We start from the raw sequence: 22,204 nt of genomic DNA, 5'->3' as shown, positions 1-22,204 counted from the left end.
TTTGACAACGATGAGCTTGTCCAATTCACGGATAAGGGCCGTCCCGAGGACTTTGAGGATGACCGCTACAGCATGCAACAGAAGGACTGGAGGCAGGTACTGAACGACGCCCGGTGCCAGCAGCAAACTGATCTGTTTGCTGACGCTTGCTCGGACTCAAATCAACAAACTGCCACCGTCAAAGAGCCGGGGACTAATCTCTGTGATTCCGCCAACTCCGCCGTTCCCGAAGATCTCAAAATGCCGGAGACGGACCACCCTCAAAAAACGCCTGCTCGCCGATTCGCAGACCCGCGACGAGAACGACGCGCTTGAAACCGAGTTTGCCATTGCACGCGAGTTGATCGCCGCTCGAATCCGAGCTGGATTAAGCCAAGCAGAGGTCGCAGAACGGATGGGCACATCCCAATCCACCATCGCGCGGCTGGAAAGCGGGCGAACGCTGCCGAGCCTGCGCACCCTTGAACGCTATGCGAGCGCCACCGGCAACCGCACCGTCGTGCGACTCGAGGCCCAGCGCTGAAGCCACAAAGCCAAATTCCCGCTGCAGCACGGAACCCATGAACCTCAACGCCACCATCAAATTCATCCAGCACATCATGCGCAAGGACGATGGCGATGCCCAAGCGCATCGGCCAGGTCGCCTGGATGCTCAAGTTTTTGGTGGTGCGTCCTCTATTTCCCGCCTATTTCCCGCCTATTTCCCGCGAGGTGAACGTGGTACGCCCCCGGTTTCCTGGATGAGGAAACCCTTGCGGAATCGATCGAATTGACCAGCAACTTGCGTCGCGGCGGTATCGACCGAGCGTTTGAGCATCTGTGCGGTGACTGAGTGTATGATGGTCGCTAGTTGCGCCCCTGCCCGGCGCGCTGGCTGTAGCGATCACATTCAGGGTTGGCGAGAAACGAGCATGGAAATCAGAGACCTCAGCGAACGCGACATCTGCACCAAATGCGTTACGCCAGCGCTGATCGCCGCGGGCTGGACACAGCAGCAGTTTCGCGAAGAAGTGAGCCTGACTGCGGGCCGGGTCATGGTCCGCGGCAACCTTGCCTATCGACTACAGACACCCGGTGTCACGGGTGGCCCCAAGCGGGCGGACTTCGTGCTCTATGCCAACGGAAACATTCCGTTGTTGGTTATTGAGGTCAAGCGCGCGGTTTTCCCGGTCGGCCACGGCATGCAGCAGGCGCTGGATTATGCAGAGATGCTCGACGCCCCCTTTGCCGCAAGCTGCAACGGGAAGTCTCTGCTGCTACATGATCGCACCGGCATCACCCAACCGGTGGAGCGTGAACTCACCATGGACGCCTTTCCGGCGTTCGATGATCTCTGGGCTCTTTACCAACAGTGGAAGGGCATCAAGTCGTCACCACAGCAGGAACTCGTTGCTCAACCGTATCACACCGATGGCAGCGGCAAGGAGCCCCGTTATTACCAGTGCGTCGCGATCAACCGCAGCATTGAGGCTATCGCCTGCGGTCAAGAGCGCATACTTTTGGTGATGGCCACCGGCACCGGCAAGACCTACACCGCGTTTCAGATCATCTGGCGGTTGTGGAAGGCCAAGCGCAAGCGGCACATCCTCTTCCTGGCCGACCGCAACATCCTCATCGACCAGACCATCCAGCAGGACTTTGCCCCGTTCGGCGAGGTGATGCACAAGATCGGTAATCGCACTGTCGAGCGCCGTTACGAGGTCTATCTCAGTCTCTATCAGGCGGTCACCGGCAATCAGGAGTGGAAGCAGATCTACCGCCAGTTCCCGCCGGACTTCTTCGACCTGGTGGTCATAGACGAGTGCCACCGCGGCAGCGCCGCCGAGGACTCCGCTTGGCGCGAGGTGCTGGACTACTTCCACCAAGCCACCCACCTCGGTCTCACTGCCACGCCGAAAGAGAAGCGACCGGCCAAGGGCAAAACTCTGATCGAAGACCCCGAGTACAATCTCAAATACTTCGGTAATCCCATCTATACCTACTCGCTGCGCCAGGGCATTGAGGACGGTTTCCTCGCCCCCTACAAGGTCATCCGCGTGGTGACAGACGCCGACGCCCTCGGCTACACACCGGAGCAGGGCAAGGTCGACCGCGACGGCCAGTTGGTCGAGCAGCGCCAATACAACACCAAGGACTTCGACCGCAGCCTCACCCTGACCCAACGTACCGAGCTGGTCGCCCGCCGCGTTTGGGAGTACCTCAAGGCCACCGACCCCATGGCCAAGACCATCGTCTTCTGCGACGACCAGCCCCACGCCGAGCGCATGCGCCAGGCATTGGTCAACTTGATCCCGGCCGCCGCCGCCAACCGTCGATACGTCGTGCGCATCACCGGCGACGACACTGAAGGCAAAGCCCAGCTCGGCTACTTCATCGACAACGACGAGCCCTATCCGGTCATTGCGACCACCTCCAAGCTTCTCTCCACCGGCGTCGATGCCAAGACCTGCAAGCTCATCGTGCTGGATCAGAACATCAACTCCATGACCCAGTTCAAGCAGATTCTTGGGCGAGGCACCCGCATCCGCGAGGACTACAACAAGCTCTACTTCACCATCATGGACTTCAAGAACGCCACCCGGTTGTTCCAGGATCCGGAGTTCGATGGCGAACCGGTGACCGTCCATGAGCCGGGGCCTGACGACCCCATCGTCCCGCCCGAAGACCTGATCCCGGAAGATGCCATCGCCGACGATCCGGGCTGCGACGGAACTGGAACCGAGGGCCAAGCAGAGGAAACCACTGCCACCGATTCCGCCAGCCTGCGGACCCAGGACCCCGGAGTCCGTCCCCGCTACATCATCGACGATGTCAAGGTCCGCACCGCCATCGAGCGTTCTCAATACCTCAACGCAGAGGGCAAGTTGGTCACGGAAAACTACCGCGTATTGCTGCGCGACGACATCAAGCACAACCTGCGCCGAGAGTTCGCATCTCTGAACGACTTCCTGCGCCGCTGGACCGGCGCCGAGCGCAAGCAAGCCGTGCTCGATGAGCTTGCAGACCAGGGGCTACCGATTGAGGTTCTACGCGAGGCCGTGCCCAATGGCGCGACATTGGACGTCTTCGACCTGGTGGCACACATCGCCTTCGATCAAGCGCCCCTCAGTCGCCGGGAGCGAGCCGAGAAGGTTCGCAAGCGCAACGTCTTTGCAAAGTACGGAGCCGAGGCTCGTGCCGTGCTCGAAGCCCTGCTGGATAAGTACGCCGACCACGGCATCGCCGACATTGAAGACCCCAAGATTCTGGAGCTGCCACCCTTCGACCGCCTCGGCAGCAAGACGCAAATTCGCCGAGGCATCTTCGGCAGTCCCGAAAAGTTTTCTGCGGCCCTGACTGAGCTGGAGCAACAGCTCTACCAGGACAGCGCTTGAGCACTTGCGAAAAACCTTGGACGGCGAAGCCGCCCCGCCCCTCAATTCGGTCTTTACAACAACGCCTGATTCGCTGATTATCTGATTATCTGCTGCCCAAAATGTCCCATTGGCAGTTGCTCATCGCCCAACAGCTCAGAACAAGCACCCCGGACCAATCATCATGGAACAAGTCAAGGTCACCCAAGCCGCCCGACAGTTGTCCGATATGCTAAACCGGGTCGCTTACCAGGGTGCCAGCTTCGAGCTCACCCGGGGCGGACGCCGCATCGCCCGCTTGGTACCCGCCGGACCGCCGCAGCGCGTCAAGGTCTCGGAGCTGAACGACATCTTTGCCCAAATCCCGAAGCTCGGCGACGATGCCGATGCCTTCGAGCGCGATATCGCCGATGCGCAATCCGCCATCGTGCCGGATCGCGACCCCTGGGAAGACTGATCTCCCCGGCCCGGCACCCACCCAGCATCCGTCCAACTCGGGCCATCGATCCAAGACATCTCCGAGGCAGAGACCGATGGGCCTAATCATCGATACCGGCGTATTGATCCGTGTCGAGCGCAGCACCAGCGCAGCGTTGGATTTCTCACCCTGGCAGAATTACGGCGATGCCGCCATCAGTGTCGTCACGGCATCGGAGTTGTTGGTGGGCGTGCATCGCTCGGCGTCGGAAGGCCGGCGCATCTGTCGCTCTGCATCGGTGGAAACCATGCTTGCCGCGTTGCCCATCCTCGACGTCACCTTGGAGATTGCTCGTGTCCACGCCGAGCTGGTTTCCGCCATGCGCCAGAAAGGTCTCACCCTGGGTGCCAACGACGCCTACATCGCCGCCACCGCGCTCGCCAGCGGCCACGCCTTACTGACCACCGACGTGGGCGACTTCAGCCGCGTCCCCGGGCTGGAAGTCCTGCCCTTCGACCAGCCGGTCTCCGCAACCGGCACCACCGATACGACCCAATGAACCTCAGCACCACCATCAAATCCATCCAGGACATCATGCGCAAGGACGATGGCGTCGACGGCGACGCCCAGCGCATCGGCCAGCTCTCCTGGATGCTGTTTCTGAAGATCTTCGACCAGTGCGAAGACGGCTGGCAGGACGACGCCGAGACTCAAGGCCGCGCCTATCGCTCCGCGATCCCGGAGGACTGCCGCTGGCGCAACTGGGCCGCCTACATCGACGACAAGCCACAGATCCCCGCCGGAGACCTGATCGGCTACGTCAACAACACTGTCTTCCCCGGCCTCAAGGAACTACCCGTGGCCGGCAACCCCGCCGCCAAGGTGGTGCGCGAGGTCTTCGTCGACGCCAACAACTACATGAAGTCCGGCACCCTGATGCTGGGCGTGATCGAAAAGCTTGAAGCCGCCATCGACTTCCACGACCTCAAGGCCCGCGGCCAGCTCGGCGACATCTACGAGCAAGTCTTAAACGACCTGCGCAGCGCCGGCAACGCCGGCGAGTTCTACACCCCGCGCGCCATCACCGAATTCATGGTCGACCGGGTCAACCCACGCCTGGGCAACCGAGAAACCGGGCGCGAGACCGTGCTCGACCCCGCCTGCGGCACCGGCGGCTTCCTCACCGCCACCATCGCCCATATTGAGGCCCAGCTCGACGCGCACTCCGGCCCCGACGACCGCCGCGCCATCGCCCAATGCATTCGCGGCATGGAGAAGAAGCAGCTGCCGCACCTGCTCTGCACCACCAATCTGATGCTCCACGGCATTGAGGTGCCGAGCATGATCGAGCACCGCAACACCCTGGCCCACGGCTGGAATAGTTGGTCCAAGCGCGAGCGCGTGGACTGCGTCATCACCAACCCGCCCTTCGGCGGCATGGAAGACGACACCGTCGGCAACGACTACCTGCTGCCCACCCGCGAAACCGCCGACATGTTCATGACCCTGATTGTGAACAAGCTGCTGAAAGAGCCAGATCAAACCGGCGGCGGACGCGCCGGCGTCGTACTGCCGGACGGCTTCCTGTTCGGCGAGGGTATCAAGGCCAAGATCAAGGAAGAGCTGCTGGACAAGTGCCACCTGCACACCGTCATCCGCCTGCCCAACGGCGTCTTCAACCCCTACACCGGCATCAAGACCAACCTGCTGTTCTTCACCCGTGGCCGCGCCACGGATGACATCTGGTTCTACGAGCACCGCTACCCGCAAGGCGTCAAGAGCTATTCCAAGACCAAGCCCCTGCGCATCGACGAGCTGCAACCCATCAAAGACTGGTGGGGCAGCGAGGCCGACGGCTTCCAAGACCGCGTCGAGACCGAGCAGGCCTGGCGGGTGGATTTCAAAACCCTGAAGGCCGAGGCCATTGCCAAGGCCCAGCCCCATTGGGACCAGGCCGGCCAGCTGAATAACCAGGCCAACGACCTCAACGAGCAGGCCAAGACCCTGCGCGCCTCCATCCGCGGCGAGAATGATCCCGCCAAGCGCCAGCCGGTGGAGGACCAGGTCACCGCGCTCACCGAGCGCATAGACACCCTGCGCCAGCAGGCCAAGGAGGCCCAGGCCGCCGGCGACCGCCACTACTGGCCCATCTACAACCTGGACCTGAAGAACCCCAACGCCCCGGAGGCGGAGAGTCACGACCCCGACGTGCTGCTGGCCAAGTACAAGCAGCTCCTGGCCGAGATCGAGCAGACCCAAAACCAGCTTCGGGACGAACTGGCGAAGGCGTTGGCGCATCGGATCGAGGCAGAGGCATCCGGGTCGTGAGGGTCGCGGAGTTCCTAGAGAATTTTCGGTATGTGGTGGAGGCGCCGAATGGGGTGAAGCGCTTGCGAGAACTCGTCTACTTCCTCGCCGTGACCGGTTCGCTTTGTCCGCAGAAACCAGCCGAAGGCGACGGCGCAACACTGCTCCGATCGATAGAAGCTTTGCGCTCAGAGAGAATCAAGCGCCGCGAGTTTAAGAGATCACCGAAGCCCGAAGGGTTGTCAGGTGCCTATGCAGACGACCTGCCCGCAATTCCACCGAGTTGGGTTCGGACCCGCCTCGTCGACATCGGCGAAATCAGTCCAAAGAATGATCAGTCAGATCAAGCCACCGGCACCTTCGCCCCAATGAGTGCGATCTCGGAGATGCACCGGGTCGCAATCGATGGTGAAGAACGGCCTTGGGTCGAAATGAAAAAGGGTTATACGCACATCGCGGATGGCGACGTCGTCGTCGCTAAGATCACGCCCTGCTTCGAGAACGGCAAGGCAGCGGTCGTTTCGGATCTAGCCAATGGATTTGGTGCGGGAACAACCGAACTGCATGTCTTTCGTCCGCTTGTGGGAATCGAACCCAGTTTCGTTTATCTGTTTGTTCGGTCCCCATACTTCAGAACCGCCGGCATTGAGCATATGACTGGCACGGCTGGTCAGAAGCGTCTGCCAAGCAACTACTTTGCGACCCGACCCTTTCCACTGCCTCCGAGCAAGGAGCAACAACGCATCGTCGCCAAAGTGGATGAGCTGATGGCGCTGTGCGACAAGCTGGAGGCGCAGCAGCAGGCAAACCGTCGCCTGTTTCCGCTCCTCTCAGATGCAACCAATAGCCGGCTGACCGAAATCGCAGACGAGACCGCGCTTGACGCGGTATTTCGGAAAGCCGGTGAAGTCGATCCGTTCGCCGTGCGCCGGAGCATTCTTCGACTCGCAGCGTTTGGAAAGTTGACGCGGCAAGACCCTCGGGCGGAATCGGCGCCAGAGTTACTCACAAGAATCGCGACCGCTCGCGACCGGCTGCTCGGAGAAGATTATCCGAATGCAACGGAGGCCAAGACGCAGCGCAAGAAGCAGCGTCAGCAACGTCTTCCGGCCGAACTGCCAGCACTGCCAGTGGGCTGGACCTGGGCCACGCTCATGCAGGCGACGGCGCTTGTGGTCGATTGTCACAACAAGACCGCCCCGTATACGACATCGGGAATTCGCCTGATTCGAACAACCAACATCCGAAACGGCGAGATGAACTTTCTTGAGCCCAAGTTTGTCGCGGAAGCGACCTATGAGCGCTGGAGCGCTCGATGCCCGCCCGAGTCGGGCGATCTGTTGATCACGCGCGAGGCGCCGATGGGCGAGGTCTGCATCATCCCGGACGGGGTGAAGATCTGTATGGGCCAGCGAATGATGCTGATCCGGACCGTTCCGGAGACGATGAATCCCAAGTTTCTGCTGTACTCGCTGATGGAGCCAGGGTTGCTTGATCGCGTTCAGGATAAGCCGATAGGCGCGACCGTCAAACACCTCCGAGTCGGTGGGGTAGAAACTCTGCTCTTGCCTGTCGCGCCGCTAGAAGAGCAGAACCGAATCGTTGCGCTCGTGGAACAACTCTTTGTCGTCGTAGATAGGCTTGCGGCTAAACGAGAGAAGCGTGCATCGGTGGCCGAATCCTTCGCCCAAGCCGCCGTTGACGCCATCACCGGCACCGCCAGCCAGGAGTCTAAGCCCATGCAAGCCCCAAAGACCGAGCTGGTGACGCGCCTGGAGATGAACCGCGAGCAGAACCGCACGCCGGGCGCCGACGAGCCACTGGCCGCGCTGCTTGCCGAGCAGGACGGCGCGTTGTCCGCCAAGGCCCTGTGGCAGCGCTCGGGTCTGGCCATCGACGCCTTCTACCAACAGCTCAAGACCGAAATGGCGGCGGGCTGGATCATCGAGCCGGAGCCGGCGCGGATGCGCGACGTGGAGGCGGACTGATGCATCTGCAGCGGCTTTGGCTGGGCGCCTTCCGTAACCTGCGCGACCTGGGGATCTGCTTCACCGAGTCGGTGACGGACAGCGCGGGCGAGACGCAGCGCCTGAGGAGCCACGCGATCATCGGCCCCAACGGCTCCGGCAAGTCCAACCTGCTGGAGGCCATCGTTAGCATCTTCCGCGACTTGGACCTGAACCAGGCGCCCGGCTTCGACTATGCCCTGGACTACGAGTGCCGCGGCCACGCGGTGTCGATCCAGGCTAGCGCGGGCCAGCCCCCGCGGGTGCGGATCGACGGCGAAGAGGCCGACCCCTGGATACTCAGCGACATGCACCGCGAGCACCCGGACACGGGCAAAGTGGAGCGCGGCAAGGCTCGGCGCTATCTGCCGTCCAATGTCTTTGCCTACTATTCGGGCAAGAACGAGCGGCTGGAGGCCCTGTTCCGGGACCATCAACGGTCCTTCGTCGACAACCTGAACGAATTCGATGCGCCAACCGACGACCGCACGGGCTTCGAGGACACCGCCGCCTCCGATGCCCTGGTCCGGCGTTTGTTCTACTGCCGCCATCCCCACGCCAAGCTGGTGCTGCTGTCGCTGTTGCTGGCGCCCGAGAAGCCGCTGAAGGAGATCCTGGACGATCTGCGCATCGTCGACCTGGACTCGGCCCTGTTCGTGCTGAAGCAGCCCTGGCGGCTGAGCGGCGATACCCTGAGCCCCGAGGACATCCGCCAAGGCAGTCCGCGCTTCTGGTACGACAGTACTCGCTTTACCGAGGAACTGCTGGAGAAGCTTTGGGAGCTGGCCGTGGCGCCCATCGACCACACCGCCGAGCAGACCATCGACTTCCGCGGCCGGGTCGAGGAGCAGGCCCTGCTGTACCTGTTTCTGGATTCCCGGGAGAAGCTCATCGAGCTGAAGGATCAGGTCGGCGACTCCTACCGCTTCTTCCGCTTCCTGGAGGGCGCCTATATCGCGGACCTGCTGGAGGACCTGCACCTGTTCGTCCGCCATGAGAACGCCGACGGGCTGATGACCTTCGATCAACTCTCCGAGGGCGAGCTGCAACTGCTGACCGTGCTTGGCCTGATGCGCCTGACTCACCAGGACGAATGCCTGTTCCTGCTCGACGAGCCGGACACCCACCTGAACCCGCTGTGGAAGCTGCGCTACTTCGAGCGCGTGGAGCAGGTCCTGCACCAGCAGCCCGACGGCCCCATCAAGGGCGACTCCCAGATCATCGTCACCACCCACGACCCGATGATGATCGGCAGCCTGCGCCGGGAGCAGGTGTCTATTCTGACGCCCAACCGACAGGGGGCCGTGACAGTGGAGCACCCAGTCGTGGACCCACAAGGCATGGGCATCGCAGGCCTGCTAAAGAGCGACCTGTTCGGCCTGCGCTCCACCGTGGACACCGAGACCTTGCGGCGGCTGGACCGGCGCAACCTGCTCTACGCCAGGGGCGATGACCGGACGCCGGCGGAGACCGCCGAAATGCAGCGCCTGAGCGCGGAGCTCTCCGAGCTTGGCTTCGCGCAAGACTTTAAAGACCCGTACTACGCGCTGTTCGTGCGCAAGATGGCCCAGCACACCCAGTTCCACCAGCCCACCCTCACGCCCGAGCAGATGGCGGATCAGGATGCCATCGCCGAGCGTATCATCAGCGAGGTGCTGGCGGAGGACAATCGGCGATGAGATGGATCGACTTCGACAACAAGAGGCCGACGGATGCCTTTCCCGGCTGGGAGCCTTGGAGCCAGGATGATTGGCAGGCGTGGCTGAACAAGTCCGCGCAGCTGTTGGCGCAGGTCGAGGCGCTGACGCAAGCAGCAGATGCGTTGCGGCAAGCGGGAGACCAGGACGCGGCCAAAGAGAGGATCAAGGCCCGCAATGCCTTTATCAGCGACAAGAGCGGTCACTGGGCTCGGTTGAAGCCCTGGCTGCTTGCACTGTCCCACGGCAAGTGCTGGTTCTCGGAGTCGAAGGACATCTATTCTCATTATCACGTCGAGCACTTCCGTCCGAAGTCCGAGGCCAAGGACCTGGACGGCAGCACGCAGGACGGCTATTGGTGGCTCGCGTTCGACTACAGCAACTACCGCATCTGCGGCAGCGTCGGCAACAGCAAGAAGGGTGGCTGGTTTCCGCTGCGCGAGGGGTCTGTGCGCTCTTGCTATGCCCATCAATGCGAGGAGTCAGAAAGCCGCTACTTCCTCGATCCGACCGACCCCGTCGATGTTGAGCTGATCGCGTTCAACGAAGAGGGCAACGCGATCGTGTCGCCCGAGGTATCAGACGACTGGAACGCACAACGCGCGGACGTCTCCATCCAACGGCTGAAGCTCAACGAGCATGAGGCATTGACCGAGGCACGCCGCGCCAAATGGCAAGCGGTGCTCCGCGAGGTGGACGGCTACCATCGCGCAAAGGAGCGCTGTGCCTCCGGCCCGAACCCCACGGCGCAGGAGCGGCTGCGCAACCATGCACGGGAGATCAGAAAGATGGCCAGCGCGGATGCTCCGCTCTCGTCCATCGTGCGCTGGTGTTTGAGTTTCCTGGACGACCGCCAGTTGCTAAGGTTAGCCTCGTGACCAGGCGACTATTGTTGGGATTGACAACGCTCAGGACCAAAGCCAAATGCTTAAAAATTCACCGGCCTTATCACTGCCCAGATCATAAACTGGACCGGCCACGTGTTGATCGGGCGCACGGGCGTCTACCTGCTGCACGGACGCGATCCGAACAATCCCGACCGGGCGGTACTCTATATGCGCGAGAGCGACCAGGTCGGCGCCCGGCTCAAGCAACCGTCGCGGGTGCTGGCACTGTCGGACGCTCCGCCACGTCCGGCATCAGCGCCAATCACCCACCCCGCTCGGCGAGTTCCCGCACGCAATCCACCTCCAGGCCGACCAGATCGCACCGGCTACCAAGATCCGGCCCGCACAGAAAGCGCCGCGCACTGCTGCGGATGTCGGCATGCGGGTGTGATGACGCACCTCCCGCCTTGCCGGGAGTAGGCCAATGGGCTACAGTCTTTCGATGAAGTTCGAATGGGATGAGGCGAAAAGCGACGCCTGCTTTCGCGAACGTGGGTTCGACTTCGCCTACGCAGCCAGAGCCTTCCTCGACCCGGATCGCCTGATTCAGGCCGATACCCGCCACAGCTATAGTGATGCGCGCTACCAGCTGATGGGCCGAATCGAACAGCGCTTGTTCGTGCTGGTCTACACTCCCAGACAGGACGTCATCCGCATCATCTCGGCACGCAAGGCTAACCGATGCGAGAACCAGCACTATGACCACTGTACGCATGACACTTGATCCCGCAGCCCCAGCGGCGATGCTGCCAGGACGCATCGATCCGGCGCGGGTGGATGCCACCAGCGAGGACGCTATTGCCCAGCATATTGAGGCCGATGAAGCAGACGCCATGCTGGATGCGGCCAAGTTCGCGTGCCGGGTGCGCAAGCGTCTCGGGTTGAGTCAGGCGGCCTTTGCCGAACGCATTGACGTTCCGCTGGAGACGATCCGCAATTGGGAGCAGGGCAAGCGTTGCCCCACAGGTGCGGCCAAATCCCTGCTGACCGTCCTGGACAAAGCTCCTGAGGCAGCGCTCGCGGCATTGCACTGAAACAGCCTCACGACTGCTCTGCGAACGGAGCCAGGATGGCAGCCTCACCCATTCGGTTGAAATCATCGGGAAGACTGATCTGTCCCGCCATGAAGCCAAGGCGCTGCGGAACAACAGGCTCGCCGAGGGGCACCACCTTGACCATCGGGCGTCCCGCCTTGGTAATGACGAAGGGGTCGCCGCCGGCCGCTTGTTCAACAAGCTGGGATAGATAAGTTTTTGCTTCGTGTATGTTAACAGTGTGCATAGCCTTGCCATCAAACTAAACCCGATGAACTCAGTCTAGGTCGGCGATCCCTCCCCATCACGCAGCCCCCAAAGACAATGCTTTCGAAAATCATTTGAAGTGTGCTTAGGCCTTCTTAAATATGAAGGGTAAAAAGACAATTTTGACTTATTAGGCGTCTTTTTGTTAACGCATCGACACCTAAGGCAGCACCAGCGCCAGCACGGCGGGAATCACCAACAAACTTGCGAGATTGCCCCAAATGACAATCGCCGCGACCACCTGCGGCTGCTGGTCGTAACGCTCGGCAAACAGATAATTCAGCACCGCCGGCGGAAGCGCGGCAAAGAGCACCAGCAAACCTTGCTGCGCGGGCGGCAGTGGCAGCAGCCACAGCAGCGGCATGGCCAGCAGGAGACCGCTCACCGGGCGCAATAAGGCGCCGAGCAGCCCGGCTCGCCAATGGGTGAGATCCGCCTCGGTCAGGCGCGCGCCAAGCGCGAACAGCATCAGCGGAATCGCGATCTGCCCGAGCAGATGAATGCCCTCGCCTATCGCTGGTGGCGGGCGCAGCTCAGTGAGAGAGGCAAGAATGCCCAACACGCAGGCCAAAACCAAGGGCATACGCGCCAGTTCGGAGAACCGAAGATGGCGGTCGAGAATGCGCACGCCGAGCGTAAAGTGCAGCAGGTTCTCGACCATAAAGAGCACCACGGCAGCCCCCAGAGCCGGCTCGCCAAAGGCCAGTACCGCCAACGGTAGCCCCATGTTGCCCGAATTCAGGAACATCATCGGCGGCACCAGGGTGCGCGCCTGCATGCCCAGCACCCGGCTCGCGCCCCAGGCGATCAGACCCGAGCCCAACACCACCAGCGTCCCGGACAGCCCGAGCAGCAGATAGGCTCCTGGGTGAAACGTCTTGGCCGCCAGCACATCGAACAGCAAAGCCGGCGTAAAAATGTCCAGATTCAGCCGGTTCGCCGCGCGCAAGTCAGGCGCATGGCGGCGCGCATACAAAAAACCCACCAGCACGATGCCATAAACGGGCACGATAATGTCAAGCAGGCGAGCGATCACAATGACGGTTACTCTTTGGCAAAAAATCACACGGGACGGGACACTCCAGCGCAAATGCCTCATCGTATCGCGGGCTTGCACGGCGTGAGAGATTATGGTAGGAATGCCGAAAATTTGATAGCCGTGCGGTCGATGCTGGATGTGTCGCCGATAGAGCGCGGGCATGAAAATAAAAACCGGCAGTCGGCCCGCCGTGAGCGCGGGATTTCACGACTGACCACAACCAGAGGAGAGTGGGATGGGCATCCGTTACGGGGCGGCTCAGGCGGTCGCCATGCTCTTGGCGCTAGTGTCCGGTGAGGGCGTTTGGGCGGCAGACCCGGTCGACTCTAAAAAGCTTCTCGCCGAGCCGAACACCTACGTAGGCTCGGAGGTGTGTCGCACCTGCCATCTGGAACACTATGACGCCTGGCAGCGCACGCTGCACAGCCGCATGCTCCAGGATGCCCGCGCCAATCAAGATGCCTTCATCACTGAGATCGACGCCGAGGCGATCCGTGTCGATCTCGGCAAGATTCAAGACCAGCTCAAGGTTCCGGTGGACGAGGTCCATATCCCCGCCGTCGAGGATATCCTCTACACCATCGGTAGCCAGTGGAAGCAGCGCTATCTGGTTGAGAAGGACAGCACCCTGTATATCGCCCCAGTCCAGTTCAATGCCGAGACTGGCCGCTGGGTCAACTATCACGATAACGACTGGGACCAGCGTCCCTGGCTTCTGAAGTGCGGCGGTTGTCACGCCACCGGGGTGGACCTCGAACTAAATAGTTTTAATGAGCCAGGCGTCGGCTGCGAGGCCTGTCACGGGCCCGGTTCCCATCATGCGGCACTGCCGAAGACCGAGATCTTTGAGAAGCGCGCGACCATCATCAATCCCAGCAAGCTGACCGCTGGCGTTGCGGTGCAGATCTGCGGTTCCTGCCACAATCGCGGCAAGTCCACCAAGGTGTCCGGCGCGGGATGGCCAGTTGGCTACCGACCCGGTCAGGCGCTAACCGCCTATTACGACTCCACCTCCTATGCTGGTGGCGACGTCAAGCATATCTACGCGAACGAATTCTCCAAGGGCCATCACCAGCAGTACATCGACTGGCAGCAGTCGGCCCACTATCGCGAGGGCGTGACCTGCAACTCCTGTCACTACGTCCACCAACTCGGTAATCCGGTGGTACGGGGGCAAACGCGGGAGGTCTCCGGCGATCAGACCTGTCTCTCCTGTCACACCATGGTGAACACCGTTGGCCCGCATGCCATCCATTCCTCGGCGAAGTGCGTCGCCTGCCATATGCCGCGCATCGCCAAAAGCGCCGAGTCGGGTGATATCCACAGCCATGTCTTCGTCGCACTGCTGCCGAAGGATACGCTGGCGAATCCGGATATCCCCAATTCTTGCCAGACTTGCCACAAGCACAAGGATGATGATCTTGAGGATTTGCAGCGGCGCTACGACGAGCTGACGAAGCGCTCCCCGGCCGCCGGGAGTGCCACCGAAGCCGCACCGTCTGCGGCCGATCAGGGTTAGACACATTCAGGCGCGCAAGCCCGGTTTCGCCATGAATCTGCAATCGACAGCCCGCCGACGGCTGTCGGGCCTGTTCTGCGCCGCCTTGTGGCTCGTGCTGGTGCCGGAATTGCCGGCGGCCGACGTGCCGCATCCTTATGAGGCTGCCAGCACCGGCTATTTCCGCGACCAGGATACGCTGCCCGGCGCCTATAGCATCTACCGGGCCGAGCAGGCGAGCCGGTTGTGGGGCCTCGGGCCTGGCGGCGGTGACATCAGGCGCGGCAGCTTCAGCAGCGATGCCCATGCCGGCGTGGCGGGCTATGCTGGGCAGTCCTGCGTGAGTTGCCACGAGCAACAGCGCTACAGCCTGCACGGCACTCGCGGCAATGTCAGTTGCGTGCAATGCCATCGCGGCGAGCCCATTTCCGGCATCCATCATTACTATTCGCCGATGAATCCCATTCGGCGGCATGCCTATGTCTGCGCCAAGTGTCATCAGGGCGCCTCCGCATCCTTTGCCACCTATGTCGTTCACGAGCCGGCGCCACTGGCGGCAGCGACCCGCGAGGCGTTTCCGCTGATCCATTACGCGGTCTGGTTTATGGTCATTCTGGCCGGCGGTGTGTTCGCCCTGTTCCTGCCCTTGGTGACGCTCTGGGGTGTGCGCGAGTTGCTGGGACTAGGCCAAGGCAGGGCGCGCGGTGCCGGAGGAGGATCGCAAGATGGCTGAGCACGTCAAACGCTTCACGGCGACGCAGATGCTGTTTCATCTGGGGCTAATCATTACCTTCATGATCTTGTCGGTGACCGGGCTCGCCTGGATGTTCATCGAGACCGCTTGGGGCAAGCTGCTGGCCGCACCCTTTGGCGGCTATCCGTTCGTGCTACAGGTGCACAAGATCACCGGTCTGGTGCTCTTGGCGGGTTTCGCGGCTCACATCCTCTACACGCTGGCGTGCGTGGATTGGAGGCGTTTTCCGAAATCTCTGCTGAGCCCGGATACGCTGATGTTCCAATGGCGGGATCTAAAGGACTTCTTCCGCCACCTCGCCTGGATGCTCGGCCTAGGGCGGGCGCCGCAGTTCGACCGCTGGAGTTGGTGGGAGAAATTCGATTATTGGGCCGTTTGGTGGGGGCTGATCATTGTCGGCGTGACCGGTCTGATGCTCTACAACCCGGTGCTCAGCAGCGAATACATGCCAGGCTGGATGCTGAATGTTGCCCTGTGGGTGCACCGCATTGAGGCGTTGCTGGCCATGGCGCACATCTTCACCATCCACTTCTTTATCGAGCACTGGCGTCCACGGGTCTTTCCGTTTAGTGCGACCATGTTCGAGGGCAGCGCTAGTCTCGAACACATGCGCGAGGAGCATCCGGCTTGGGTTGCGCGCCTTGAGGCCGAGGGGCGTCTCGATGACCTGTTGGTGGCGCCAGCGCCATGGCCCATGCGAATCCTGTTCTTCACCACTGGCTATGCCGTGATCGGCTTGGGTGTCTTCCTGCTGGTGTTTGCAATCATCAATCTTGGTCTGCTAACGCTGCGCCTTTGACCTGTTCACCTCGACTTGCCGATTTTTTTCGGGATCGTGAGGCATTTGCGCTGTCGGTAGCGCTTTGATTTTGTGATGAAAAATAGATTCGTAAAATTGCTTTCACCCCAGGTCGGCTACGAATAAACAATGACTTGCATCATTTTTCAGCTCCATCCTGGATAAGGGCCAAGCATTTTCACCCTATCATTAAATTAGAGAGGCCACCTGCAGCCCTCCAATCAGCTCCCGTTCGGCGGCCAGGCTCATTACACTTGTGCCTGCTTTCGGCGAGCGCGGGTTCGACTTCGCGTACGCAGCCAGAGCCTTCCTCGACCCGGATCGCCTGATTCAGGCCGATACCCACCACAGCTATGGTGAAGCACGCTACCAGCTGATGGGCTGAATCGAAAAGCGCTTGTTCGTGGTGGTCTACACTCCCAGACAGGACGTCATCCGCATCATCTCGGCCCAAAAAGCTAACTGACGCGAGAGCCAGCACTATGACCACTGTGCGCATGACACTTGATCCCGCAGCCCCAGCGGCGATGCTGCCGGGACCCATCGATCCAGCGCGGGTGGATGCCACCAGCGAGGATGCTATTGCCCAGCACATTGAGGCCGATGAAGCAGACGCCATGCTGGATGCGGCCAAGTTCGCGCGCCGGGTGCGCAAGCGTCTCGGGTTGAGTCAGGCGGCCTTCGCCGAACGCATTGACGTTCCGCTGGAGACGATCCGCAACTGGGAGCAGGGCAAGCGTTGCCCCACAGGTGCGGCCAAATCCCTGCTCACCGTCCTGGACAAAGCTCCCGAGGCGGCGCTCGCGGCATTGCACTGAAACTGACGAATGACCGCCAAGCTGCCGGGTCTCACGAGTCTTTACACATCGGCAAGATGACCTGCAAACTAACGTCCGCCGACTGATCGAGGAAACAATATGCAATGCCACCGAAAATTCGTGAATTAGCAGCGCAGCTCGAAAAAGCCGGGTTTTGCAATCGGGGTGGCAAGGGAAGTCATCGCAATTATGTTCATCCTAATGTGGCAAAGCCAATGACCTTGCCGGGCAAGCCCGGAGACGACGCCAAACGCTATTTGGTGAGAGCCGTCGAAAAAGCCATCGAGGATTCAAAGAGATGAAAGATAGCGCCCGCTATGCCAAGATTGTTGAGTGGTCAGAAGAAGATCAGTGCTATATCGGAAGCTGTCCTGGTTTAATGTATGGTGGCTGTCATGGCGATGATGAACAGCAAACGTTTGAAACATTATGCCAACTCGTTGAAGAAATCATCACGCTGTACAAAGCAGATAACAAGCCACTTCCCCCGGTGACATCGGGAAGAGACTTTGTCAATTTGCTGCAATGTGCCGCTTGAATTGCTTTTTCAGAGCGTTTGATGATGGCGTGTCACGTTTTGGCAATGACGAAGGGATCGCCAAGGACAGCTCACTTCATTGCGCGGATGCGCTGGGCATTGTCGGCCCGCTCCTGCTCTGGTAGTGGGACCAGGCCATGGTCGACCAGGTAACCTTCCTCTCCTGCTGCTGCCGGGCTGAGCAGTTCTTCGAGAAAGCGGCGTAGTCCTGGTATTCCTGCGAGTTGCTCGGATTTGACGTAGATGAACAGTGGGCGGGACAGCGGGTAGTGGCCGGTGTAGATGCTGTCTAAGTCTGGGGCGATGCCGTCGATGGTGGCGGCGTTGAGCTGGTCGCGGTTCTGGTCGTAGTAACTAAAGCCAAGAATCCCGACCGCTGCGTTTGAGCCGGCCACTTTGCGCACGATCAGATTGTCGTTCTCGCCCGATGCGACATACTGACCGTCTTCGCGGATGGCGCCGCAGGCGGTGCGGAAACGCTCGGGGTCACTGGACTCGAGCGCGCTGAGCTGCGGGACGCGGCGGCATCCCGGCTCGAGCGCGAGCTTGATCAGCAGATCGTAAGTGCCGGAGGTGGGTGGCGGGCCGTAGACCTGGATTGGCGCCTCAGGCAAGGCGGGGTTGATCTGATTCCAGCGCTGATAGGGGTTTTCGATCAAGGTCCCGGTATCGGCATCGGTATCGGCTGGGTCCGGCACCTCGCGCGCCAGGGCCAGATAGAGGTCTTCTCGGCTCAGCTCGAGCGACAGATCCCCGGGCGTGACCAAGGTGATCCCGTCGCTGCCAAAGCGTAGCTGTAGCAACTCGCCGACGCCGTGCGTCTGGCACCAGGACAGCTCCTCAGGCGTCATCTCGCGAGACATGAGTGCGACATCGACCTCGTCGGCACCGAGGCCGTGACAAAAGAGCTTGGCCCCGCCGCCGCTGCCCCAGGCCTCGATCCGCGGCGTTTTGAAGTCTTGATCCTGCCCCACCTGTTCGGCCACGACAGTCGCGAACGGAAACACGGTCGAGGAGCCAACCGCCCAGGGATAATCGCGCGCCTGGCAGAATGCGCCGGGCAGCGCCGTCATGGTGAACAGCGCCAGCAGCATGGGTAGGCGGGTGGGTCTCATGGTTCCTCCTGATGGTCGGGCAGGGTCTCTTCTAGGTGATTGTCGTCGCAGTCGCCCATCGCGGCTTCAAAGCGGCCGGTGCGCACTAACCGGTTATACACTGCCATCAGCGGCTCGACGGGATAGGTCAGCGGCAGCATCTCTGCGCCTGAGCGGGTGAGCACGCCGACTTTATTGGGATTCGCGCCAAACAGCACGAAATGCTGCTTGATGCCACCGGCGTCGCTCCACACCGCCTCGTCGGCCGAGCGCGGCGTATGGCCGACGATGAAGGGCGTCTGCGCGGTCACGTCGAGATGCTTGCGCAGCCGACGCACATCGCTGGCGCCATAACCGTCGGGCTTATTGGAATGGCGCGGACGCAGCCGGGTAAGCTGGAGCTGGAGCTTCGGCTTGCGGCGGGCATTAATCAGGTCCGCGCGCGAATATTTCATGGTCGGCGCGCCGGCATGGCAGCAGATGTAATCCGCCGAGTAGGCGATGTAGGGTAGCCGGTTGTAGAGGCGGTGCATTGCATCGCGGTAGCGCTTGCCGCGCTTGTCGTGCAGCGCCTGCTCCCACACCAGCCCCTGCGGGACGCCGCCCTTGGCAATATCCTCGGCAAAGCTGTCGTGATTGCCGCGCAGATAGAACACCCGATCCGGAAACCGCACCTTGAGGCGAAAGATCAAATCCATCAGCCAGATGGAGGTTTCCATCTCGGCTTCCCGACCTGGCTCGTCGGGATGTGCGGCGTCGCCGAGCAGGATCAGCACCGCGCGGCCCTGCGTGAGCGCGTCGAGAAAGTCGTTTTGGGTCAGCACCACCAGCAGGTTGTCGATGCAGGCATGCAGGTCGCCGACGATGATCGGAATCGCCTGGCTTGGCAGGCGCAAGACACTGCCGGGGCGGTCGTCGCGGCCGGCCAACCGATGGGGCTCGCAGCGCATGATCGCAATCACCTGCTCGAGCAAGTCGAGCGCGGCCGCGCGCGGGGGCTCCTCGATCGGCGCCTGCAGCAGATCGGCGAGCGCCCTGAGCTTGTCTTGGCGCCATCGCGCCATGCGCTTGATGGACTGACGATCAGTCAGCGGCGCGATGCTCACGCCCCGGCTCGGCGCGCGGTTCTTGAACGACAGCCCTTTTTCGTTCAGCTTCAGCCGCAGGTGCTTGTCGGCCACGCCATCGGGGTAGTCGAGCAGTTGCTGCTGAGCCGGGTTCTTGCGCCCCAGGGTGAGCGAGGCGCCCCGCCGCAAGCGCAAAAAGCCGCTGACGGAGGAGAAAAACCGCGCTGGGTCAAACAGCAAATACTGCCCGTTATGGACAAACTGCCCATCGGCCGTGACGACGATTTCCGGGCTGAGCTCCAGGGTGCAGCCATCCTCGCCGCCGAGGTGGATTTGCAGCGGCACTTTGGGCTCGGGCACGCGGATCTTTTTCTCACCGAGGGGCAGGACGGCCTCAAGCGCCTGTTCATCGCTGTCTTCCATGTCCTGAATCAGCTCATAGAAGAAGCGTAGAAATTTATTGCTGGCTTCAGGCGCGAGCATGGTCGCTCCTGATTGATTGGGCGCCAGCCTGATCGCCTGATTGGCCATCTGACTGGTCGCCTGCTTGATCGCCTGCTTGATCGCCTGAATGGCCGCACAACCGCAGCGGTCGACCAAGAAGCCGCTGCCGCACATAGACCTGCATGCCGTGTCTGTGAAACAGCGCCAGGACGGCGCAGTAGAGGGCGACCTGGGTGCGGATCTGCTCAAGGTCGATGCGTTCATCCACCGGATGCGTCCCTTCCCGGGCTCGCACGCAGCGATCAGCGTAGATGCGCTCGGGCGGCGGCAGCAGGAACTCAAAGACGAAGCGCCCCAGCCAGTCGACGGAAAACAAATGGCGCTTGGGGCGCGGCAGCTGCACCCGCGACGGATCGAGCACCAGGGTCTTCCAGTCGCGCTGCCAGGCATCGTCGAACAACGCTATGGCAGCTTGATGGCCCAAGAAGGGTAAGCCCAGATGCACTTCCCGGGGCCGCATGGCCAGGGTTTCCGCCCGCCACCAGCCGCGCCGGGTCAGGTCGACAAAACCTTCCTCCGGCCAGCCGCCGAGCTGACGCACCAGCGTGGATTTGCCCGCACCCGGAGGGCCGGTCACGATAATCTGGCTGAAGCGAACCGCTTGGGCGAGCGGCACCTCGCGGACCACGCGCACCTCGGTCACCGGCTCGAGCAGCAGGCCCGGCAGGGATGTGACGCGACACCCGGACTTATGCTCAGAGGCCGTCTGCGGGCTAGCGGGCAAGGGTAAGCCCCTCCCGGATCAAGCGGGCCTGAGCGCAAGCGGTTGGACTGCGGCTTGGCTTCAACCGAAAATCGCCTTAAAGATGAAGAAGAAGATCGCCGCCAGCAGGGCACCGGCCGGCAGGGTCACCAGCCAGGACACGAAAATATTGCCAATCACCCGCATGTCCAGCGCGCCGATGCCACGCGCCAGTCCGACCCCCATTACGGCACCGACCGCGATATGGGTAGTCGACACCGGCAGCCCGGTTTTTGAGGCCAGCACCACGGTGGCGGCCGCCGCCAGGGTGGCACAGTAGCCGCGCGTCGGGGTCAGCTCGGTAATGCGCACGCCGATGGTCTGCATCACCCGATAGCCCATGGTTGCCAGGCCGACCACAATGCCAATCCCACCAAGCCCCAGAATCCACAGTGGCAGCGCCGATTCTTGCCCGACTTGACCGCCACTTTGCACAATCGAGACCACGGCCGCCATCGGCCCGATACCATTGGCCACGTCGTTGGAGCCATGGGCAAAGGCCATCGCACAAGCGGTAAAGAGCATCATGGGTGCAAAGACGCGCTCGACACTGGCGAAATGGAAGTCACGATCAGCCGAGACGTTGGGTTGCACCCGATCGATCATCAGCTTGCCGGCGATGGCGACCAGCAGACCGATCACCGTGGCGACCATCAGGCTTTGGAGGTTGGTCAGATGCAGATCGAGATGCTTGAGTCCCTTGAACAGGGAGACCAGGCTGACGACCCAGCCGACCAGAAACAGGTAAAACGGCCCCCAGCGCTTGGCACTCAAGAAGGGATTGTCGCTGGTAAAGATCAGCTCGCGAATGCTCAGCATCAGCAGCCAGGCGATGAGTCCGCCTAGCAGTGGGGAGAGAATCCAACTGATGGCAATCTGCCCGATAGCCGCCCACTGCACCGCATCGACACCAATACCTGCCACGCCAAAGCCAACAATGGCGCCGACAATGGTATGGCTGGTCGACACCGGCCAGCCACGGCTGGTCGCGATCATCAGCCAGATGGCGGCGGCGAGCAGCGCCGCGAGCATGCCGTAGACCAGCAACTCGGGCGTCTGGGCGATGGGTCCGGGATCGATAATGCCCTTGCGGATGGTCGCGGTCACATTGCCACCCGCGATCAGAGCCCCGGCAAACTCAAAAATCGCCGCGATGAGAATTGCCTGCCGGATGCTGATGGCCCCGGAGCCGACCGAGGTGCCCATGGCATTGGCGACATCGTTGGCGCCAATCCCCCAGGTCATGTAGAGCCCGAAGACAATGGCAAGGACGAGAAAGAGGGTGCCGTGGGTGGCGATGATTTCCATGGTTGTTTTAGAACCCAGTCACATGCGGAGACAGACGCGGCGGCCAGATGAGCCAGCCAGCGACCAGCTAGCAA

Annotated in this window: 23 protein-coding genes; 17 read left to right on the top strand and 6 right to left on the bottom strand. The window is 61.6% G+C overall.

Annotated features, from left to right (window positions below; genetic code table 11):
• Positions 1-202: 202 nt before the first annotated feature.
• The 11 genes from Thiosp_RS09255 (at position 203) to Thiosp_RS09200 (ending at position 11,702) form a co-directional block, all read left to right on the top strand.
• Positions 203-523, top strand: coding sequence for a helix-turn-helix transcriptional regulator (locus Thiosp_RS09255; protein ID WP_323697003.1), 321 nt, complete (start codon positions 203-205; stop codon positions 521-523).
• Positions 524-560: 37 nt separating this feature from the next.
• Entirely contained in the window at positions 561-773 is a 213-nt protein-coding gene (locus Thiosp_RS09250) for a hypothetical protein (protein WP_201067849.1), read from the top strand.
• A gap of 138 nt (positions 774-911) precedes the next feature.
• On the top strand, positions 912-3,374 hold the full coding sequence (gene hsdR, locus Thiosp_RS09245; RefSeq protein WP_201067850.1) for an EcoAI/FtnUII family type I restriction enzme subunit R: 2,463 nt from the start codon (positions 912-914) through the stop codon (positions 3,372-3,374).
• A gap of 163 nt (positions 3,375-3,537) precedes the next feature.
• A complete protein-coding gene (locus Thiosp_RS09240) occupies positions 3,538-3,810 on the top strand; it encodes a type II toxin-antitoxin system Phd/YefM family antitoxin (RefSeq protein WP_201067851.1) in 273 nt (90 codons plus the stop codon).
• A gap of 76 nt (positions 3,811-3,886) precedes the next feature.
• Entirely contained in the window at positions 3,887-4,330 is a 444-nt protein-coding gene (locus Thiosp_RS09235; RefSeq protein ID WP_201067852.1) for a PIN domain-containing protein, read from the top strand.
• Complete coding sequence (locus tag Thiosp_RS09230) at positions 4,327-6,099, top strand: class I SAM-dependent DNA methyltransferase (RefSeq protein ID WP_201067853.1); 1,773 nt, start codon at positions 4,327-4,329, stop codon at positions 6,097-6,099. Before Thiosp_RS09235 ends, Thiosp_RS09230 begins: the two co-directional genes overlap by 4 nt.
• Positions 6,100-6,152: 53 nt before the next feature.
• Positions 6,153-8,066: a restriction endonuclease subunit S gene (locus tag Thiosp_RS09225; RefSeq protein WP_323697002.1), complete on the top strand. Its 1,914-nt coding sequence runs from the start codon at positions 6,153-6,155 to the stop codon at positions 8,064-8,066.
• Entirely contained in the window at positions 8,066-9,763 is a 1,698-nt protein-coding gene (locus Thiosp_RS09220; RefSeq protein WP_201067855.1) for an AAA family ATPase, read from the top strand. The genes Thiosp_RS09225 and Thiosp_RS09220 overlap by 1 nt, the downstream gene beginning before the upstream one ends.
• Positions 9,760-10,659, top strand: a complete 900-nt coding sequence (locus Thiosp_RS09215) for an HNH endonuclease family protein (RefSeq protein WP_323697001.1) — start codon at positions 9,760-9,762, stop codon at positions 10,657-10,659. Before Thiosp_RS09220 ends, Thiosp_RS09215 begins: the two co-directional genes overlap by 4 nt.
• 433 nt (positions 10,660-11,092) lie before the next feature.
• The gene (locus Thiosp_RS09205) at positions 11,093-11,392 is read left to right on the top strand and encodes a BrnT family toxin (protein ID WP_242518707.1); all 300 of its coding nucleotides are present in this window, start codon (positions 11,093-11,095) and stop codon (positions 11,390-11,392) included.
• The gene (locus tag Thiosp_RS09200; RefSeq protein WP_201067857.1) at positions 11,367-11,702 is read left to right on the top strand and encodes a helix-turn-helix domain-containing protein; all 336 of its coding nucleotides are present in this window, start codon (positions 11,367-11,369) and stop codon (positions 11,700-11,702) included. Before Thiosp_RS09205 ends, Thiosp_RS09200 begins: the two co-directional genes overlap by 26 nt.
• A 7-nt stretch (positions 11,703-11,709) precedes the next feature.
• Here Thiosp_RS09200 and Thiosp_RS09195 read toward each other — a convergent pair whose 3' ends face one another.
• On the bottom strand, positions 11,710-11,949 hold the full coding sequence (locus Thiosp_RS09195) for a type II toxin-antitoxin system Phd/YefM family antitoxin (RefSeq protein ID WP_201067858.1): 240 nt from the start codon (positions 11,947-11,949) through the stop codon (positions 11,710-11,712).
• Positions 11,950-12,129: 180 nt separating this feature from the next.
• Positions 12,130-13,005 (bottom strand): AEC family transporter, encoded by an 876-nt coding sequence (locus tag Thiosp_RS09190; RefSeq protein ID WP_323697000.1) that lies wholly within the window; start codon positions 13,003-13,005, stop codon positions 12,130-12,132.
• Between the two features lie 238 nt (positions 13,006-13,243).
• On the opposite strand from Thiosp_RS09190, the gene Thiosp_RS09185 reads away from it, so the two are divergent.
• From Thiosp_RS09185 to Thiosp_RS09160, 6 genes are all read left to right on the top strand, one after another.
• On the top strand, positions 13,244-14,527 hold the full coding sequence (locus Thiosp_RS09185) for a multiheme c-type cytochrome (protein WP_201067860.1): 1,284 nt from the start codon (positions 13,244-13,246) through the stop codon (positions 14,525-14,527).
• A gap of 31 nt (positions 14,528-14,558) precedes the next feature.
• Positions 14,559-15,239, top strand: coding sequence for a cytochrome c3 family protein (locus Thiosp_RS09180; RefSeq protein WP_201067861.1), 681 nt, complete (start codon positions 14,559-14,561; stop codon positions 15,237-15,239).
• Entirely contained in the window at positions 15,232-16,059 is an 828-nt protein-coding gene (locus Thiosp_RS09175; protein WP_201067862.1) for a formate dehydrogenase subunit gamma, read from the top strand. Before Thiosp_RS09180 ends, Thiosp_RS09175 begins: the two co-directional genes overlap by 8 nt.
• A gap of 482 nt (positions 16,060-16,541) precedes the next feature.
• Positions 16,542-16,877, top strand: coding sequence for a helix-turn-helix domain-containing protein (locus Thiosp_RS09170; RefSeq protein ID WP_201067863.1), 336 nt, complete (start codon positions 16,542-16,544; stop codon positions 16,875-16,877).
• Between the two features lie 104 nt (positions 16,878-16,981).
• The gene (locus Thiosp_RS09165) at positions 16,982-17,179 is read left to right on the top strand and encodes a type II toxin-antitoxin system HicA family toxin (RefSeq protein WP_201067864.1); all 198 of its coding nucleotides are present in this window, start codon (positions 16,982-16,984) and stop codon (positions 17,177-17,179) included.
• Positions 17,176-17,415 (top strand): hypothetical protein, encoded by a 240-nt coding sequence (locus Thiosp_RS09160; protein WP_201067865.1) that lies wholly within the window; start codon positions 17,176-17,178, stop codon positions 17,413-17,415. Before Thiosp_RS09165 ends, Thiosp_RS09160 begins: the two co-directional genes overlap by 4 nt.
• 71 nt (positions 17,416-17,486) lie before the next feature.
• Here the strand turns inward: Thiosp_RS09160 and Thiosp_RS09155 are convergent, their stop codons facing one another.
• From Thiosp_RS09155 to Thiosp_RS09140, 4 genes are read right to left on the bottom strand one after another with little or no spacing between them, the layout of a single operon-like run.
• Positions 17,487-18,530 carry a substrate-binding domain-containing protein gene (locus Thiosp_RS09155; RefSeq protein ID WP_201067866.1) on the bottom strand — a complete coding sequence of 348 codons (1,044 nt, stop codon included), beginning with the start codon at positions 18,528-18,530 and terminating at the stop codon, positions 17,487-17,489.
• Positions 18,527-20,059, bottom strand: a complete 1,533-nt coding sequence (locus Thiosp_RS09150) for a metallophosphoesterase (RefSeq protein WP_201067867.1) — start codon at positions 20,057-20,059, stop codon at positions 18,527-18,529. Before Thiosp_RS09150 ends, Thiosp_RS09155 begins: the two co-directional genes overlap by 4 nt.
• The gene (locus Thiosp_RS09145; RefSeq protein ID WP_201067868.1) at positions 20,046-20,804 is read right to left on the bottom strand and encodes a serine/threonine protein phosphatase; all 759 of its coding nucleotides are present in this window, start codon (positions 20,802-20,804) and stop codon (positions 20,046-20,048) included. Before Thiosp_RS09145 ends, Thiosp_RS09150 begins: the two co-directional genes overlap by 14 nt.
• Before the next feature lie 60 nt (positions 20,805-20,864).
• Positions 20,865-22,130, bottom strand: coding sequence for an inorganic phosphate transporter (locus tag Thiosp_RS09140; RefSeq protein ID WP_201067869.1), 1,266 nt, complete (start codon positions 22,128-22,130; stop codon positions 20,865-20,867).
• Positions 22,131-22,204: the final 74 nt, after the last annotated feature.

Origin of the sequence: Thiorhodovibrio litoralis, assembly GCF_033954455.1 — a bacterium.
Lineage (GTDB): Bacteria > Pseudomonadota > Gammaproteobacteria > Chromatiales > Chromatiaceae > Thiorhodovibrio > Thiorhodovibrio litoralis.
Note: the sequence above shows the minus strand (reverse complement) of the source record. Positions and strands in the feature narration are given on the sequence as shown.

Coding starts and splice junctions, on each gene's coding strand:
- Thiosp_RS09250 (WP_201067849.1), top strand. CDS start 561: ATGAACCTCAACGCCACCATCAAATTCATCCAGCACATCATGCGCAAG.
- Thiosp_RS09140 (WP_201067869.1), bottom strand. CDS start 22,130: ATGGAAATCATCGCCACCCACGGCACCCTCTTTCTCGTCCTTGCCATT.
- Thiosp_RS09230 (WP_201067853.1), top strand. CDS start 4,327: ATGAACCTCAGCACCACCATCAAATCCATCCAGGACATCATGCGCAAG.
- hsdR (WP_201067850.1), top strand. CDS start 912: ATGGAAATCAGAGACCTCAGCGAACGCGACATCTGCACCAAATGCGTT.
- Thiosp_RS09165 (WP_201067864.1), top strand. CDS start 16,982: ATGCCACCGAAAATTCGTGAATTAGCAGCGCAGCTCGAAAAAGCCGGG.
- Thiosp_RS09240 (WP_201067851.1), top strand. CDS start 3,538: ATGGAACAAGTCAAGGTCACCCAAGCCGCCCGACAGTTGTCCGATATG.
- Thiosp_RS09180 (WP_201067861.1), top strand. CDS start 14,559: ATGAATCTGCAATCGACAGCCCGCCGACGGCTGTCGGGCCTGTTCTGC.
- Thiosp_RS09205 (WP_242518707.1), top strand. CDS start 11,093: ATGGGCTACAGTCTTTCGATGAAGTTCGAATGGGATGAGGCGAAAAGC.
- Thiosp_RS09200 (WP_201067857.1), top strand. CDS start 11,367: ATGACCACTGTACGCATGACACTTGATCCCGCAGCCCCAGCGGCGATG.
- Thiosp_RS09150 (WP_201067867.1), bottom strand. CDS start 20,059: ATGCTCGCGCCTGAAGCCAGCAATAAATTTCTACGCTTCTTCTATGAG.
- Thiosp_RS09160 (WP_201067865.1), top strand. CDS start 17,176: ATGAAAGATAGCGCCCGCTATGCCAAGATTGTTGAGTGGTCAGAAGAA.
- Thiosp_RS09185 (WP_201067860.1), top strand. CDS start 13,244: ATGGGCATCCGTTACGGGGCGGCTCAGGCGGTCGCCATGCTCTTGGCG.
- Thiosp_RS09235 (WP_201067852.1), top strand. CDS start 3,887: ATGGGCCTAATCATCGATACCGGCGTATTGATCCGTGTCGAGCGCAGC.
- Thiosp_RS09175 (WP_201067862.1), top strand. CDS start 15,232: ATGGCTGAGCACGTCAAACGCTTCACGGCGACGCAGATGCTGTTTCAT.
- Thiosp_RS09155 (WP_201067866.1), bottom strand. CDS start 18,530: ATGAGACCCACCCGCCTACCCATGCTGCTGGCGCTGTTCACCATGACG.
- Thiosp_RS09170 (WP_201067863.1), top strand. CDS start 16,542: ATGACCACTGTGCGCATGACACTTGATCCCGCAGCCCCAGCGGCGATG.
- Thiosp_RS09195 (WP_201067858.1), bottom strand. CDS start 11,949: ATGCACACTGTTAACATACACGAAGCAAAAACTTATCTATCCCAGCTT.
- Thiosp_RS09215 (WP_323697001.1), top strand. CDS start 9,760: ATGAGATGGATCGACTTCGACAACAAGAGGCCGACGGATGCCTTTCCC.
- Thiosp_RS09220 (WP_201067855.1), top strand. CDS start 8,066: ATGCATCTGCAGCGGCTTTGGCTGGGCGCCTTCCGTAACCTGCGCGAC.